We start from the raw sequence: 15,818 nt of genomic DNA, 5'->3' as shown, positions 1-15,818 counted from the left end.
TATATAATAATGATGAAGAGAATATTATTTGTGCTGCTTGCAATAGTAATGCTACATGATGTAGCGTTTGCACAAAATACAGATCAGCGTACTGTGACTACACGCATAGCCGATCTTCTGGCACAATTGCCGTCAGGCGATGCAAAACAACTGAAGAGTAATATGCAGGACATTTCCAATCTTGGGGTGGACGGCTATGTAACCCTGATCAGCGGATTGGGTCCTCAGGGTAAGGGGAATAATAATTTAATTGAATATGCCGTGAGCGGATTTTCCGGATATGCAAGTCAGCCAGGACAAGAGAGCCTGCGCAAAATGGCTGCAGATGCATATTGCAAAGCATTGCCGAAATTGAGTGATAAACAAAATAAGTCGTTTATAATCAGTCAGTTTGAATTGGTAGGTAATGATGCTTCTGTGGCATGCATTTCTGCATTTTTAAAAGATGCGGATCTTGCTGATCCTGCATCGAGGTCGTTGGTGAAAATCAATACACCTGCTGCAACGGCTGCTTTGATAGCTGCTTTGTCTGGAGGTACTCCCGAGTCGGCACTCCGTTCTGTAGTGGAGGCTTTGGGACATACCCGTTCTAAAGAGGCTGCAGTAGCGATTAAACAACTGATATCTGGTGCGAGCACTGCGGAACTTTCTAAGGTTGCCCTGTTTTCTCTGGCGCATTTAGCTGATCCTTCAGCGGAACCTGTTTTAGCAAAGGCTGCAGAAGCAGCAGGCTATAAATATGAGCAGACCAATGCTGTGGCGGCCTACTTATTGTTTGCCCAAAAGTCATTGGCTACTGATAAAACATTGACAGCTAAAATTGCGAAGCAGTTGTTGGATAATGTAAAAGATGATACACAGGTTGATGTCCGCATTGCTGCGCTTAAGTTATTGGCTGAATCAGGAAATGGTCAGGAATACCTGCTTGCCGCAATGGATGACAGCAATTTTGAGTATAAGGCTGCTGCATTAGGATTTGCACAACCAGGCATTACTAACGATAATGCTGCAGCTTGGGTGAAGAAAATAGCTAAAGCTGATGCAGCTACTCAGGTTGCCATTCTGCATACACTTGGCGAAAGCAAGTCGCAAGCTGCTTTGCCTGCTATCATTAAATTATTAAAACACAAAGATCTTGCGGTGAGACATGCTGCTATTGCTGCTGCCGCCAAAATAGGGCAGGAAGCAGCATTGCCAGATTTCCTTAAAGCGACAAGCAAAGCTGATGCAGCAGATTTGACTGCTTATTCGGAGGCAATATTGAGGATGAAAGGAGAAGGGATAACTTCTAAGATTGCAGCTTATATACCTAAGGCAAAACCAGAGGTACAGGTAGCCCTGATCAATGTATTGGCTGCACGTGCGGCGACTGCACAGTCGGCAACTATCTTCAGCTTGTTGAACAACAAAAATGCGGAAGTAAGAGCTGCTGCGTTTACAGCGCTTAGCAAAACTGCAGGCAGCGATAACCTGACCCAGCTTTATACCTTGCTGAACGAAACTAAAGATCCTGCTGAACTGACTAAAGTGCAGGATGCGGTGATTGCTGCGCTAAACAGTGGTCAAAAAACAGATCAGCAGGTAGATGCTGTCCTGACTCAAATGGCTGCTGCTCCTGAAGATAAAAAAATATTGTTTTACAAAATATTAGGTAGTTTGGGTGGCGCAAAATCGCTTGCTGCTGTTTCTGCTGCTTTCAATTCTCAGAATGAAGCTTCAAAGAAAGCTGCCCTGGATGCTTTGTCTGCCTGGGCAGATGCGGGTTCAGCTGAGGAACTGATTAAAATAGCAAGACAAACAACTGACGCAGCTTACCTGGAACAGGCGCTGCAAGGTTATCTTCGTTTGATCAGTGCTTCTTCTGCTACTGCCGAACAAAAATTATTGTTGCTTCGCAATGCGATGGATGTAGCTAAAACTACCACGCAGAAACAACAAATTCTAAAATTGACAGAACAGGCCAAGAGCTTTAATGCTATTGTTTTTGCAGGTAAATACCTTGATGAATCAGGTTTGCAGCAAGCGGCTGCCAATGCAGTGATGAACATCGCTATGGCTGGAAAATACAATGGTACGCTTGTTAGGGATTTGCTAAATAAAACCATTGCAGTAATAACAGGACCGGATAGTGGCTACCAGAAAGAAGGAATGAAAAAATACATTTCTGAGATGGGTGCTGAGGAAGGTTTCGTGAAGGTGTTTAATGGTACTGACCTTACGGGCTGGAAAGGTCTTGTGGGCGATCCAATCAAACGCTCGAAAATGGATGCTGCTACACTGGCCGCTGCTCAGGCTAAAGCAGACGCTCAGGCAAAGGATAGCTGGAAGGTTGTAAATGGAGAACTTCAGTTTCAAAGCCATGGTGACAACCTTGCTACCGTAAAGAAATATGGCGATTTTGAAATGTTGGTAGACTGGAAGATCATCGATGACAAAAAAGGAGAGGGAGATGCGGGTATTTATTTGCGCGGAACACCTCAGGTACAAATCTGGGATCTTGCACGTACCAATGTAGGTGCGCAGGTAGGTTCTGGTGGTTTGTATAACAACAGGGTAAATCCAAGTAAGCCTTTGCTTGTTGCAGATAATAAACTGGATGAGTGGAATACTTTCAGAATTTTAATGAAAGGTGACCGCGTTACTGTTTACCTGAATGGAAAACTGGTAACTGACAATGTAATCCTTGAAAATTACTGGGATAAAAACCTGCCAATCTTTGCAGAAGAGCAAATTGAGTTGCAGGCACATGGATCACCTGTAGCTTACAGAGATATTTTCATCAGGGAGATTCCTCGTCCAAAGCCTTTTGAATTGAGCGCTCAGGAGAAAAAAGACGGATATAAAGTTCTTTTTGATGGGACCAACATGCACAGCTGGACTGGGAATACAACAGACTACGTGATTGAAGATGGAAATATTGCGATCAGACCTAAGCCAGGAAAAGGTTCAGGAGGCAATCTTTTTACTAAAGATGAGTTTAGTGATTTCATCTTCCGCTTTGAATTTCAGTTGACCCCAGGTGCCAATAACGGCCTTGGAATCAGGGCGCCTTTTGAGGGAGACGCAGCTTATGAGGGAATGGAATTACAAATCCTGGATAACGATGCGCCGATTTATAAAGACCTGCATGTGTATCAGTATCATGGCTCTATCTATGGTACGGTTCCTGCGAAAAGAGGATTTTTGAAACCTGTCGGTGAATGGAATTATGAAGAAGTAATTGTAAAAGGACCTAAAATAAAAGTTATCCTGAACGGGACTGTTATTCTGGATGCTGATATTACTGAGGCAAGAAAGAAGGGCGCTGTAGATGGCAAACCACATCCAGGATTGCTTAGAGAAAGCGGCCATATTGGCTTCTTAGGACATGGTTCGCCAGTGCAGTTCAAAAATATCAGGATTAAAGATTTAAGTAAGAAATAGATAGCGATAGGTTATGACTGAAGAAGTAAAGGATTCAGCTAAAAGTAATTCGAGAAGGAATTTTATAAAGACCACTGCGCTTGCTGCAGCAGGATTTATGATCGTGCCTCGTCATGTTTTGGGAGGTAAGGGATTTTTAGCACCTAGTGACAGGCTACAAGTTGCGGGCATTGGTGTAGGAGGTAAAGGTGAAAGTGATCTGACTGGTGTGTTTAGCGGAGGTAAATCAGACATTGCATTCTTATGCGATGTGGACGACAGGAGGGCAGCAAACTCTGTAAAGCGGTTCCCAAAAGCGAAATATTACAGGGATTACCGTGAGATGCTGGACAAGGATGCTAAAAATATTGATGCAGTAGTAATTTCCACTCCTGATCACAACCATGCCATGCAGGCTATGGCTGCTATGCAGTTGGGCAAACACGTATATGTGCAAAAGCCACTGACGCACGATATCTACGAGGCAAGGGCATTGACTGAAGCAGCAAAGAAATATAAGGTAGTAACCCAGATGGGTAACCAGGGAGCTTCAGGAGAAGGAGTAAGGAAGCTGCAGGATTGGCTGGATGCCGGACTGATTGGAAAGGTGCATACTGTGTATTGCTGGACCGACAGACCTGTATGGCCTCAGGGTATACAGTGGCCTGCAACAGGAGGAAATATCCCGCCCGAACTGGATTGGGACCTTTGGCTGGGCAGCGCGCCTTACAGACCTTATGTAGATAAACTGGTTCCTTTCAACTGGAGAGGATGGTGGGATTATGGAACAGGGGCAATCGGAGATATGGGATGCCACCTGGTAGAACCTCCTTTCAGAATTCTTGGACTGGATACACCGGTTAGCGTGGAATGCAGTGTGGGAAGTGTGTATGTGGATGAATTTAAAAGAGGGTATTTCCCGGAAAGTTGTCCGCCTTCCAGCCATGTGATCATGACTTTTGAAAAAACCAATAAAACCAAAGGCAATCTTCAAATGCACTGGATGGATGGGGGTATTAAACCTGAACGTCCTGAGGAATTACTTCCAAATGAACCGTTTGGTGATAATGGAACCTTATTTATTGGTACGAAAGGAAAGATGCTCTGCGATACCTATGGTGCTAACCCAAGGTTGCTTCCGCTGACTAAAAATGCTTCGGACCGTACTAAGCCTAAAGCGCCCAGGGTACCTGGAGATGTCGAGGGGCATTATACACAATGGGCCGAGGCAGCTATCGCAGGTTACGGTAAAATAGAGCTGAGTTCGCCGTTTGAAATAGCTGGCCCCCTTACAGAAACATTATTGATCGCTAATCTTGCTATTCGCGGAATAGATGTGCAGCGGCCAAATGCAGATGGAAAGGGAGTGAGCTATCCGGGACGAGATATGAAATTACTTTGGGATAAGCAAAACCTGCGTGTAACCAATTTTGATGAAGTAAACCAATTTGTGAAACGGGAATACCGCCAGGGTTGGAGCCTCGGTGTTTAATCTGAAAATATGTCTTTAGAAAATAAAAACCTGAAGGTCCTAGTAGTGGGCTGTGGCAATATGGGAGCATCCCATGCCACGGCTTATCATACATTGGAAGGTTTCGATATTTGCGGGCTTGTTTCCACAGGTAATAGTAAGGTAGTTTTAAATGAAAAGCTGGGCGGAGGATATCCTCTGTTCAGTGATTATGATGAAGCCCTGTCGGCAACTAAGCCAGATGCGGTGTGCATCTCAACTTATCCGGATACACATGAGGATTTCGCAGTGAAAGCCTTTGAAAACGGATGTCATGTATTTATTGAAAAACCGCTGGCTGATACTGTTGAAGGTGCTCAGCGCGTAGCAGATGCGGCTGTTAAGGCCGGGAAAAAGCTATTGGTGGGTTATATCCTGCGCTATCATCCCTCATGGGAAAAGTTTATCGAACTTTCACATGAAATGGGTAAACCTTTGGTGATGCGCATGAACCTGAACCAGCAAAGCCATGGTCCCAAATGGACAGTACACCGTAACCTGATGAAAAGTTTGAGCCCTATTGTAGACTGTGCTGTGCATTATATTGATGTGATGTGTCAGATGACCCGTTCTAAACCCGTACAGGTAAATGCGATAGGGGCCAGATTAACGGATGATATTCCGGAATGGAACTATAATTACGGGCAATTGCAGATCCGATTTGAAGATGGATCGGTGGGCTGGTATGAAGCAGGCTGGGGGCCTATGGTTAGTGATAATGCATTTTTTATAAAGGATGTATTCGGACCTAAAGGCGCTGTTTCCATTGTCGCTAAAAAAGCGGCAGCGGAAGGCAATTCGGATAATATAGATGCACATACCAAAACAGAATCTATAAAAGTTCATCATGCCGGTCTGGATCAGCATGATGAATTTATCAGGCCTGATGACTGGATAGATCTGACAGATGAGCCTGATCACCAGGAATTATGCAATCGTGAACAGCGATTTTTCTTAAAAGCGATTATGGAAGACATAGATCTGAGCAATCCTACGGAAGATGCTGTTAATAGCCTGAAGATCGCTTTTGCATGTGATGAATCAGTGAAAACAGGTGCAGTAGTTGTGCTGCTGGATTAATATCTTTATCAATTAAAAATAAAACACACGATGAAAAAACAATTATCCATTATTCTGATCTTATGCACTTCAGTTCTGTTTTCCTGCTTTGCACAGAAAAAATCAGCAGGTAAGAAAGCCGATGTATTGAAAGTGATGTCGTATAACGTGCACCATTGTAATCCACCTGCCAAAGCCGGCGTGATAGATATTGATGCAATTGCTGCGGTAATAAACTCAGTTAAGCCCGACATAGTTGGCTTGCAGGAAATAGATGTAAAGACAGGTCGATCCGGGAAAGATATCAATCAGGCCCAGGAACTGGCAAAGAAGACAGGAATGCACTTCTTTTTTGGTAAGGCTATAGATCATGATGGAGGAGAGTATGGTGTTGCATTGCTTTCAAAATATCCGGTTAGTGAAACCCAGGTTTATCACCTTACTTCGCTGCCTGAAATTAAAGGAGAACCCAGGGTACTGATCACTGCAAAATTGTTGCTTCCATCAGGAAGGGCGATCCGTTTTGGTAATACTCACCTTGATGCAGAAAGAGACCCGGCAAACAGAATGGCGCAGATTAAGGAGATTAATGCCATCGCACAAAAGGAAGTACTGCCTTTCGTGATTACAGGTGATTTTAATGCTTATCCTGAAAGTGAAGTAATTAAAGAAATGGATCTTGCTTTTACCAGGACTTGTCAGACTTGCCAGCCTACAATACCGGCTGATAAACCATCAAGAAGCATAGATTTCATTGGCTATGCAACAAAGCATCCTTTGGTAGTAAAAGGGCATGAGGTAATAGTGGCGCCTGAACCATCGGATCATTTGCCTGTAGCGGCAGTATTGGAGCTAAAAGCGAAGTAATAAACATTGACGGTTTAGATTTATTTAATAGCGGCATTTTTCATCAAATATCTGAAAATCTGTGGTGTTTGTTAACATTGACGTCTGGATGTGGAAAAAATGCCGTTAGATTGTTTCATATTCATTTGGAGCAAATCCAATATTTACTAACTTTAGACCGTTATATCTAATAAATTTTAAATCTTAACGAAGAAAAACATGGAAAAATTCTCAAAATTGAAAGAACTAATCGCAGGCGTTGAAGCTGATGCAGACAAATTTTATAATTCAGGTAATGGTGCAGCTGGTACAAGAGTACGTAAAGCAATGCAAGATTTGAAAGGTCTGGCTCAGGAGATCCGTTCTGAGGTTACAGAGAAAAAAAATGCTAAATAGTATTATTTGAGTTATATAGAAAGGCCGGCAAATTATTGCCGGCCTTTCTTGTTTTATGGCCATTCATTTTATGCATTTAGGAACCGGCTTGCTAAGTTGTTTGGAATAGCTTAAATTGTATAAGATACTGGAATAGTATTTGAAAAAGAGCTATTAAAAAATTAAGACCATGAAAAAATTACTTTCACTCATTGCCATCTTTAGTCTTTGCTTAAACTTAAGTATGGCTCAAACAGTAGAAACTGCTGCAGCAAAAAAGCCAGCGACAACTAAGGCTAAAAAAGAAACAGCCAAAGCTAAGGCAGATGCAAAAAAAGAAACTTCAGCAGCTGCAAAAAAGGCTGATGATGCTAAAAAAGAGGTAGCTGCCAAGGCTAAAAAGGATGCGGCAAAAGCGAAGACTACTGCAAAAGAAGTAACTACTTCGACAGTAAAATTGAAAAAAGACGGTACACCTGATAAAAGATATACGTCTGTTAAAGAAGAAGTAAAACTTAAGAAGGATGGTACACCTGATAAACGCTTTGCAAATAGTAGAGAAAAGGTAACAGAGTCGGTCAAAAAAACTACAGCGCCAGCTTCTGCGGCGGCAACTAAAGAAGTGAAGACTGTTAAGAAACAAGTAGAGGCGGTTAATAAGGATTACAAACCAACTGTAGACAGAGCGATGAAAGGCCCTGCAGGTGAAGTTATTTATACTGGTCCGCGCGGTGGTAAATATTATATCAATAAGAACGGAAATAAGACTTATGTAAAGAGAGAAGCTGAATAATCTTATCAATAGAATTTAAACAACAAAGGCGACATTTCTAGTGTCGCCTTTGTTGTTTAAATGTTTATGAAACAAAAAAGCTTCCAGTTTTCACTGGAAGCTTTTGCAGTACCCCGGAAGGGATTCGAACCCCTGACCCACGGTTTAGAAAACCGTTGCTCTATCCAACTGAGCTACCGAGGCATTTCCCTTTCGGAGCGCCAAAGATATAAATTAGTGCGTATAAGCGCAAATCTTATTTGAGAATTTTATTTGAAGCTTTTTTGCTGATTTTAGACCTCAAAATCCTTAATTTTAAATTGTAAGTTAAACTGTTAAAAATGAAAAGAATACAGATCTTGATAGTGATGATTGCCTGCTTGACAGGGTTTCCAATATTAACAAAAGCACAGGTAGTTAATAAGAATTACGATGAAAAATTAGCGAAAGAACTTAAGGCGGATGACTATGGAATGAAAAAATACGTGCTTGTTATTCTTAAAACAGGTAGCCCGGGTACAATCTCCAAAACTACACAAGATAGCATCTTCAAAGGTCATATGGATAATATCAACAAGCTGGCCGCCGAAGGAAAGTTAATTGTGGCCGGACCATTGGGTAAAAATGAAATGAGCTATAGAGGAATTTTTATTTTCGACCTTGAGCAAATAGAAGAGGCTAAAAAACTTGTGGATACAGACCCGGTAATTAAAAGTAAAATGATGACTGCAGAGTATTTCCCATGGTATGGTTCCGCTGCATTGAAAGAAACGCTAAAAATCCATAGTAAAATAGAAAAACAAAGCCATTAAATCGCTATTCTCTTTTGGGGAAACTGTGTCGTATGAGATAAAATGATGTGGAGGATGTAATCGTTGGAAGGATATGGCGTCAAAGCTGATTTTAAGTCCTCAGTGCTACTAACGTCTGTCGATTGAGATATATACCCCATACCATAAAATTTGCCCTCTTCAACTAAAAGACAACTTTGCTCATCTTCTGTCCGTCCTTTGTCGACCAACGCAAAAGAAGGGAGCATAGACTTCAAATGCTGCATCGCATACTTAACCCTGACATTGTAAGATGCTGCCGACTCTTTTCCTAAACATGCACCAGCACAACCACCTTCAGCATGAGCAGTGCATGAAGTTCTGTTTTTCTGAATGAAACAAAGCTTTTCGCATAATAAATGTTCCTTTATGAGCAATTTTAATAGATTGTGTCCTTCAAGAATGGTGTCAAAGCTATAGAGAGGCTGGGGATGAGTTTTATACTTATCAATGCCTAACCTGATATAGCCTTTTTGATTCTCAAAAGCATATAAGGCATATTTTTGCTGATAACGTTTTAAAGCACGGTTGTTTTCCGGCCAGAACCGTTTAATTTCTGCTGCTTCTAAAATAAACGCCATCAGCTCGGTCCCGCAAATTTCAAAGTCGATACTGAAAATATCCTTTAGGAAATTCTGACGCTGCTTACTGGTATTATTCCCTGTGAAATGCGAGCAGACCCTTTTCTTTAGGGATTTTGCCTTACCTATGTACACGACTTTCCCTTTTTGATCCTTAAAATAGTAAACACCTGGACTTAAAGGCAGTTTTTCTACCTCAGATTTTGGGAGGTTGGGAGGTAAGGCTTGATCTTTTGAGCCTTTACTTAAAGATTTAGCAATCAGCCCCTCTTCATCTGATTTTAATAAGATCTTCAACAAAATAGCCGTGGCGGCAGCATCACCACCTGCACGGTGCCTGTTGTTTATTTTAATGTTTAAGGCACCGCATAATTTGCCAAGGCTGTACGAAGCATGGCCGGGTAATAATTTCCTGCTTAACCTGACTGTACATAATTTTTTGCATTGTAGTTCATATCCACATTGCGACAGCTCATGCCTGATAAAGGAGAAGTCAAAATTTACATTGTGCGCAACAAATATTTTATCATGCAATAAATCATACACTTCAGTAGCCACCTGACCAAAAGTAGGAGAGCTGGATACCATATCGTCACTAATTCCTGTGAGGGCCTCAATATAAGCTGGAATTTCCTGTTCAGGATTAATTAATGTTTCAAAAGTCTGGATCACAGATTCACCATCATGAACCAAAATGGAGATCTCAGTAATTTTATTTCCTGAAGCAAAGCCACCGGTCGTTTCTATATCTACTACTGCGTACAACATGAATCTGTATTTTGAAAAATTATTCTGTAAATATGCTAATAAAGTTAGTAAAATATACACATAAACTGTAATGATTTTTAAGAATGTAATCTGCGTCCTAAATGTATTGGCATGCAAATCGCATATATTGAATAAATACATAACGAGATGCCTAGGAAAATATTAGCAGTGGATGATGATAATGACATAGTGGATATTATCAAGATTATATTGGAAGATGAAGGCTATGAAGTTTCTACATTAACAAATGGTAAAAACGTATTGAACGTAATTTCTTCATTAAGACCTGATTTGATTTTGTTGGATGTAATGTTAGGAGGGATGGATGGAAGGGATATTTGCAGGGCGATTAAAGAACATGTTTTGTTTAAAAATATCCCGGTATTAATGATTTCTGCGAGTCATAATTTGCAGAGTCTTCTGAAACTTCCTGGTTCACCAAATGACTTTCTTTCAAAACCTTTTGATATCGATAGCCTTGTAAAAAAGGTGAAAGCACAGTTTGCCGCTTAGCTAAACTGTACTAATTAGTGTATGCTATAGTACTAAATATCAGATAAAAAGACTTCCGTCTATATTCAGACTGTTAAGTAGTTTCTATCTTTATTGGGTTAGTGAGAATTTTGTGAATAGGGCACTTATCTGCAATTTGCATCAGGCGTTCATGTTCTTCTGAACTGATAGCACCCAGCAATTCAATTTTTCTCGTAATTACTGTTTCCTTATTCATGTCTTTTTCATCACAAATGGCCAGGGATATTTTAATGCCATCTAATGCATAACCTTTGCGATCTGCGTACATTCTTATCGTGATGGCTGTGCAACTCCCCAGACTGGCCAGCAACAAGGCACCTGGATTCATACCTTCATCAGAACCACCGATGGATTCTGGTTCATCGGCGTAAATAAAGTGCCCTCCGGCATAAATTTTTGTTTTATAGTGTGAGCGGTCTAATTCTGTGATTGCAGTGATTTGAGTTGTCGACATAAGTGATTTTTTATATAGCTACAATATATAAACGTTTGATGAATTTTTGTTTAAGATTAAAGCTGTAATGAGAGATTTAATAATGAATCGGTAACAATAATATATCAGTTATTTAAAACAGCTGAAACTTTTTATATCGTGATTTGTTATCACAATAACTAACCAGGTATCAATATGTTAAGTAATTATCTCAACTTCCAGTTCGACGTACAGGGAAAACCTGTAAAAGGGTTCTGTATGCAAATTCAAGACGATTTTCATGAGACTTATGCAGTGATATTAGATGGATACCACTCTTTTTGTGTCTGGCTGGATTCCTCTTCAACCTGGAGATTTTCGAGGCATACTAGCGTAGAGCCAGGTATTCTCGAACAAATTATCAGCAAGCTCAGTACAACTAAGGAAAATTAACCTTATCCAAAGAACATATAACAAAGACCGATAGCTGTACATACCCCCACTAAATCTGCCAACAACATAGCTCCAATAGCATAGCGTGTATTTTTGATACTTACAGCGCCAAAATAAACGGCAACCACATAGAAAGTAGTGTCTGAAGCGCCCTGAAATATTCCGGAAAGCCTGCTCGCAAAAGAATCAGGTCCATAGGTTTCCATGGTACTCACCATCATTCCGCGTGCTGCGCCGCCACTTAACGGTCTGATCAATGCTGTAGGCAGGCCTTCAACAAACCTTGTGTCGGCTCCTAAAAATGCAAAGCCGCTTTTTATTGCGCCGATCACTACATCGAAAGTCCCGCTTGTGCGAAGCAGTGAGATGGCAACCAACATACCTACAAGGTAGGGCACAATCTTAATCGCCGTTTCAAAACCATTCTTTGCACCATCAATAAAAGCGTCAAAAACATCTATTTTTTTATAAAGCCCGCCCAGAATAATCAAGAGGATAACCAACAGTATAAGGCCGTTGCTAAGTAGTCCGGAGAATGATTTAATGCCATCTGCATTCAGGGAAACGATATAAAGCACCAGGAGTGCTATTATAAACGATATACTAAGCACCCATATGATAATCACTGGTTGAAGGATGTTTATCTTTTGTTTAAAAGAAACAATAAGCATTGCAGCGATAGTTCCTACAAAAGTGACAATCAAACATGGAATGAATATATCCGTCGGGTTTGATGCATTCTGTGAAGCCCGTATCGCAATTACGCTGACAGGGATTAAATTGAGACCCGCTGCGTGTAAGCACAAAAACATAATCTGAGCATTTGAAGCGACGTCTTTACTTGGATTAAGTTCCTGTAAACTTTCCATAGCTTTTAATCCAAAGGGAGTTGCTGCATTGTCCAGGCCTAACAAGTTGGCCGAAAAATTCATAATCATATGTCCCATTGATGGGTGCCCTTTTGGAATATCAGGGAAAAGTTTTGAAAAGAATGGCCCTACAATTCTGGACAATAGTCGTATGCCGCCCGCCTTTTCGGCAATACTCATCAATCCCATAAAGAAAGCTAAAATGCCAATCAGCTTTAAACAAAGTTCAACGGCAACCCAGCAAGTTTGAATAACACCGTCTAGTTTCAAAGGATTTGCGGCATCATCAGCCTTACCGATCACCATCCAGTTGAAAATATCACTTTGTCCGAAAAAGAAACACTTTATGCTGGCAACAACAATTGCTACGATAATAAAAGCCGACCAGATTCTACTTAATGCCATTGGGTTGATTTAGTTTTAGGCTGTTAAAGTAATGTTTTTTAATAATATTTCCTTGTTGCTTTGGACGATTCTTAGTCAGAATGGGGCATAAAAAAAGCGCAGTCTAAAACTGCGCTTTTTTTATAATTATCAGCCTGGTGGTATTAAGGCTTTTCATCAGTGAGTTCAAATCCCCATGTTTTTCCTTTTTCAGTGGCAGGTATTCCAGTTACCATCCATACAGGCGCTTTTGCACCTTTAAGATAATAGTCAAAGAATTGCTGCTCACGGATCTGAATATCTTTCCTATTTTGACGCTGAACCAGGTTGTGTGCTTCGTTATTATAGTTTAACATCCAGACAGGTTTACCTAGTCTTCTTAACCCAGTAAACATTTCTATACCCTGATACCATGGCACGGCTCCATCTGCGTCATTTGCCATAATCACCACAGGAGTATTTACTTTAGGCAAGGCAAATAGTGGAGAGTTTTCTATATAAAGTTCAGGTTTTTCCCATAGCGTAGCACCAATTCTGCTCTGGGTTTTCTCATACTGGAACTGTCTGTTCATACCACTTTCCCACCTGATGCCTCCATAAGCAGAAGTCATGTTGACCACCGGCGCACCTGCCCATGCTGCTGCATACATATTGGTTCTGGTGATCAAATGAGCAACCTGATAACCACCCCAGCTTTGTCCTTGGATCCCGATCTTGGTCCCGTCTACCCAGGTGTTTTTCTTTAATGATTCTACACCTGAATTGATGAATTCTTCAGCAGATTTCCCCGGATAGCCTTTTTCATAGCTGATATCCGGAGCAAAAACAAGGTAACCATTGCTTACAAAATATGGGATATTTAAACGTGATGGAGTAGGGGCCGGAGCCTGATAAGAATACAAGCCTTCCGATAATTTTTCATAGAAATATACGATCATCGGATACTTTTTAGCAGGGTCAAAATTTTCAGGTTTATAAAGAATTCCCTGTGACTTATATCCTTTAGGTGTACTCCAGGTTACCAGTTCAGAAGTTCCCCAGTTATATCCCTGTTGCTGTGGGTTGGTGCTGCTTAATTTAGTTTCTGTTTTCAGGTCAACTGAAACATATACATCGGGAGAAGCTATATAGCTGCCTTTGTCGAAAATATAACGTTCTGCATCTTTTGCTTTAACCAAACCAGAGTATTTGACTTTTCCCATTACAATTAGTTCCGGATTTTTAGAATCTCCTATGCGTGTCTTATAGAAACCGCTTTCTTTGGTCGTATTGTTAAAGGCACTCAACCAGATTAATTCTTTTTTTGATAGAAAGCGGCTTTCAGGATCTGTTTTTTCATAACGGAAAGTAACTGTACTTTGTCTGCCGTAACCGTTAGTGATGTTTTTTGGTGTTCCTTTTCCATCCGGGTTAAATTCCCAGATGTCATATCTATCGTAAATCAGTACAGATTTATCTTCCTCAGTCCAGGCAGCTACTCCGTAAGGCGAAGGTTCGTCCGGCACATCATTTTCTTCATCTACAAATTTGACATTGAGTCCGGTGTTCAACTGGGTCACTTTGGCTGTAAGGATATTGTAGGTAAACCAGTTTCCTGTTTTTTTATCAAAATAGATTACATATTTTCCGGCAGGGGAGGCAAAAGCCATTCCTGAAAGACCTTCTATAATTTTCCTTTTAGAGCCATTCTTCGTGTCAACCAAATAAAAGTCTCTTATAGAATTACCAGTCCACTGAGACTGAACCCTGTTATTGAAATCTGTAGAAGCTAAAACCACATTAGAATTTCCTTCATCTATTAGTGTTGCATCTGGTAACTTTTCATCAGTTAACCGAACGATTTTTACATCACTGTTGAAGATCTCTATGGAAGAAAGATAAGTCCTTTTAGATTCGCGATCTGCATTCTTCAATTGCATTGGCTGCAGGTAATCGTCTTTATAGCTCCATACATCCAGTTTGGCATTTTCAAAATCTATCAGGGTGGTATCTTTTGGCTTTTTTAAAGGAGCAAGGCCAAAGAATAGTTTATTACCGTCTTTGCTGAATGTTAGTCTTCCATCAGCACTAACGGTCCACTTGGCAGGCAACCCAGGGATGTCATTGTCGACAAGGATTTGCGCAGTATCAAGTGACAACGAGTTATAGTAAACAAAATAATCTTTTATTTCTTGTTTCTCAGGACTTCTTTCGCCCAGAAACGCCAATGATTCACTTTCTTCGTCAAATGTAAAACCTTTAAATGTTCCTTTGCCGTTTACAAGAGTTTTTACCGTGCCTTTTTCAGTATTTAGTAAGAATACTCCGGCCTGAGCCGCTTTATCTTTTTTTGAACCGGTACAGGCAAATGCCAGCTGTTTTCCATCTTTACTGAAAATGTACTCAGTTACATATTTAAACGTTCTTTCAGTTCCTGCAACCAGATTTCTAAAAATAAGGTCGGTACCTTCCTGTTTGGCAGAGCTGGTCTCGTCGTCGGCAAAAAAGATGTCGCTGTCCTTTTTAGGCGCTGCCGAATTGTTACCCGGAGTTTTCTTTGCAGTATCAACAGGTTTTTCCAACTGATAAGCTAAAAGAGAAATGCCATTTTCAGGTATTTTGAATGATTTTACCCTTGCAATCTTAACTACAGACATACTCGTCAGGTTGATTATACCAAGAGAATCCTTCGTCATCTCATCTGGCTTTTTCTTTTTGATTTTAGCCTGGCGGATGGTTGCGTAAAACGGTTTAACGGAGAAAACAGCAAATTTTGAATCTGAACTGAACTGAACATTTTCTGCTCTGTTGACTTTAGTTTTCGCTCCGGAAGTTAAATTGTTTAAATACAATGTACCATCGCCCTCTTGCTGACTTATTCCATAGCCTGCCCAGACTCCATTGTTAGAGAGTTTTTTGGAGGCTATTGACTCCCAGCTATCATATACTGTATGGTTCAGCGGTTTTTTCTGAGCAAAAGTTGAACTCGCAAATAATAAAAGGGTAAGCGTAAGATATTTGTGCATAACTATAAAAAGGTTTTG

Annotated in this window: 13 protein-coding genes and 1 tRNA gene; 9 read left to right on the top strand and 5 right to left on the bottom strand. The window is 40.8% G+C overall.

What is annotated here, in order from left to right; all coding sequences use genetic code 11:
• The first annotated feature begins 9 nt into the window (after positions 1-9).
• The 6 genes from R2Q78_RS04590 (at position 10) to R2Q78_RS04565 (ending at position 7,985) form a co-directional block, all read left to right on the top strand.
• Positions 10-3,423 (top strand): family 16 glycoside hydrolase, encoded by a 3,414-nt coding sequence (locus R2Q78_RS04590; protein WP_316789302.1) that lies wholly within the window; start codon positions 10-12, stop codon positions 3,421-3,423.
• A 13-nt stretch (positions 3,424-3,436) separates the two neighbouring features.
• Complete coding sequence (locus R2Q78_RS04585) at positions 3,437-4,894, top strand: Gfo/Idh/MocA family oxidoreductase (protein ID WP_316789300.1); 1,458 nt, start codon at positions 3,437-3,439, stop codon at positions 4,892-4,894.
• A 9-nt stretch (positions 4,895-4,903) separates the two neighbouring features.
• Positions 4,904-5,992 (top strand): Gfo/Idh/MocA family oxidoreductase, encoded by a 1,089-nt coding sequence (locus R2Q78_RS04580; protein ID WP_316789298.1) that lies wholly within the window; start codon positions 4,904-4,906, stop codon positions 5,990-5,992.
• A gap of 30 nt (positions 5,993-6,022) precedes the next feature.
• Positions 6,023-6,838, top strand: coding sequence for an endonuclease/exonuclease/phosphatase family protein (locus R2Q78_RS04575; protein WP_316789297.1), 816 nt, complete (start codon positions 6,023-6,025; stop codon positions 6,836-6,838).
• 198 nt (positions 6,839-7,036) lie between these two features.
• Entirely contained in the window at positions 7,037-7,213 is a 177-nt protein-coding gene (locus tag R2Q78_RS04570; protein ID WP_316789296.1) for a histone H1, read from the top strand.
• A 169-nt stretch (positions 7,214-7,382) separates the two neighbouring features.
• Positions 7,383-7,985: a hypothetical protein gene (locus R2Q78_RS04565; RefSeq protein WP_316789294.1), complete on the top strand. Its 603-nt coding sequence runs from the start codon at positions 7,383-7,385 to the stop codon at positions 7,983-7,985.
• Positions 7,986-8,094: 109 nt separating this feature from the next.
• On the opposite strand, the gene R2Q78_RS04560 is transcribed toward R2Q78_RS04565, so the two are convergent.
• Positions 8,095-8,168 (bottom strand) — tRNA-Arg (locus tag R2Q78_RS04560).
• A 137-nt stretch (positions 8,169-8,305) separates the two neighbouring features.
• Between R2Q78_RS04560 and R2Q78_RS04555 the strand changes: the two genes are divergently transcribed.
• Complete coding sequence (locus tag R2Q78_RS04555) at positions 8,306-8,776, top strand: YciI family protein (RefSeq protein ID WP_316789291.1); 471 nt, start codon at positions 8,306-8,308, stop codon at positions 8,774-8,776.
• On the opposite strand, the gene R2Q78_RS04550 is transcribed toward R2Q78_RS04555, so the two are convergent.
• Entirely contained in the window at positions 8,773-10,143 is a 1,371-nt protein-coding gene (locus R2Q78_RS04550) for an exonuclease domain-containing protein (RefSeq protein ID WP_316789289.1), read from the bottom strand. The two genes, R2Q78_RS04555 and R2Q78_RS04550, sit on opposite strands and share 4 nt — an antisense overlap.
• Before the next feature lie 147 nt (positions 10,144-10,290).
• On the opposite strand from R2Q78_RS04550, the gene R2Q78_RS04545 reads away from it, so the two are divergent.
• Positions 10,291-10,656, top strand: a complete 366-nt coding sequence (locus R2Q78_RS04545; protein ID WP_316789287.1) for a PleD family two-component system response regulator — start codon at positions 10,291-10,293, stop codon at positions 10,654-10,656.
• A 73-nt stretch (positions 10,657-10,729) separates the two neighbouring features.
• Here the strand turns inward: R2Q78_RS04545 and R2Q78_RS04540 are convergent, their stop codons facing one another.
• Positions 10,730-11,131: an OsmC family protein gene (locus R2Q78_RS04540; protein ID WP_316789285.1), complete on the bottom strand. Its 402-nt coding sequence runs from the start codon at positions 11,129-11,131 to the stop codon at positions 10,730-10,732.
• A 174-nt stretch (positions 11,132-11,305) separates the two neighbouring features.
• On the opposite strand from R2Q78_RS04540, the gene R2Q78_RS04535 reads away from it, so the two are divergent.
• Positions 11,306-11,542, top strand: a complete 237-nt coding sequence (locus R2Q78_RS04535) for a hypothetical protein (protein WP_316789284.1) — start codon at positions 11,306-11,308, stop codon at positions 11,540-11,542.
• A 2-nt stretch (positions 11,543-11,544) separates the two neighbouring features.
• Here the strand turns inward: R2Q78_RS04535 and R2Q78_RS04530 are convergent, their stop codons facing one another.
• The gene (locus tag R2Q78_RS04530; protein WP_316789283.1) at positions 11,545-12,816 is read right to left on the bottom strand and encodes a nucleoside recognition domain-containing protein; all 1,272 of its coding nucleotides are present in this window, start codon (positions 12,814-12,816) and stop codon (positions 11,545-11,547) included.
• A gap of 143 nt (positions 12,817-12,959) precedes the next feature.
• Complete coding sequence (locus R2Q78_RS04525; RefSeq protein WP_316789281.1) at positions 12,960-15,800, bottom strand: alpha/beta hydrolase family protein; 2,841 nt, start codon at positions 15,798-15,800, stop codon at positions 12,960-12,962.
• Positions 15,801-15,818: the final 18 nt, after the last annotated feature.

This window comes from Pedobacter frigoris (genome assembly GCF_032678645.1).
GTDB classification, from domain to species: Bacteria; Bacteroidota; Bacteroidia; order Sphingobacteriales; family Sphingobacteriaceae; genus Pedobacter; species Pedobacter frigoris_A.
This window is presented reverse-complemented; position numbering and strand designations above follow the sequence as displayed.

Coding starts and splice junctions, on each gene's coding strand:
- R2Q78_RS04540 (WP_316789285.1), bottom strand. CDS start 11,131: ATGTCGACAACTCAAATCACTGCAATCACAGAATTAGACCGCTCACAC.
- R2Q78_RS04570 (WP_316789296.1), top strand. CDS start 7,037: ATGGAAAAATTCTCAAAATTGAAAGAACTAATCGCAGGCGTTGAAGCT.
- R2Q78_RS04530 (WP_316789283.1), bottom strand. CDS start 12,816: ATGGCATTAAGTAGAATCTGGTCGGCTTTTATTATCGTAGCAATTGTT.
- R2Q78_RS04565 (WP_316789294.1), top strand. CDS start 7,383: ATGAAAAAATTACTTTCACTCATTGCCATCTTTAGTCTTTGCTTAAAC.
- R2Q78_RS04535 (WP_316789284.1), top strand. CDS start 11,306: ATGTTAAGTAATTATCTCAACTTCCAGTTCGACGTACAGGGAAAACCT.
- R2Q78_RS04590 (WP_316789302.1), top strand. CDS start 10: ATGATGAAGAGAATATTATTTGTGCTGCTTGCAATAGTAATGCTACAT.
- R2Q78_RS04555 (WP_316789291.1), top strand. CDS start 8,306: ATGAAAAGAATACAGATCTTGATAGTGATGATTGCCTGCTTGACAGGG.
- R2Q78_RS04550 (WP_316789289.1), bottom strand. CDS start 10,143: ATGTTGTACGCAGTAGTAGATATAGAAACGACCGGTGGCTTTGCTTCA.
- R2Q78_RS04580 (WP_316789298.1), top strand. CDS start 4,904: ATGTCTTTAGAAAATAAAAACCTGAAGGTCCTAGTAGTGGGCTGTGGC.
- R2Q78_RS04575 (WP_316789297.1), top strand. CDS start 6,023: ATGAAAAAACAATTATCCATTATTCTGATCTTATGCACTTCAGTTCTG.
- R2Q78_RS04525 (WP_316789281.1), bottom strand. CDS start 15,800: ATGCACAAATATCTTACGCTTACCCTTTTATTATTTGCGAGTTCAACT.
- R2Q78_RS04585 (WP_316789300.1), top strand. CDS start 3,437: ATGACTGAAGAAGTAAAGGATTCAGCTAAAAGTAATTCGAGAAGGAAT.
- R2Q78_RS04545 (WP_316789287.1), top strand. CDS start 10,291: ATGCCTAGGAAAATATTAGCAGTGGATGATGATAATGACATAGTGGAT.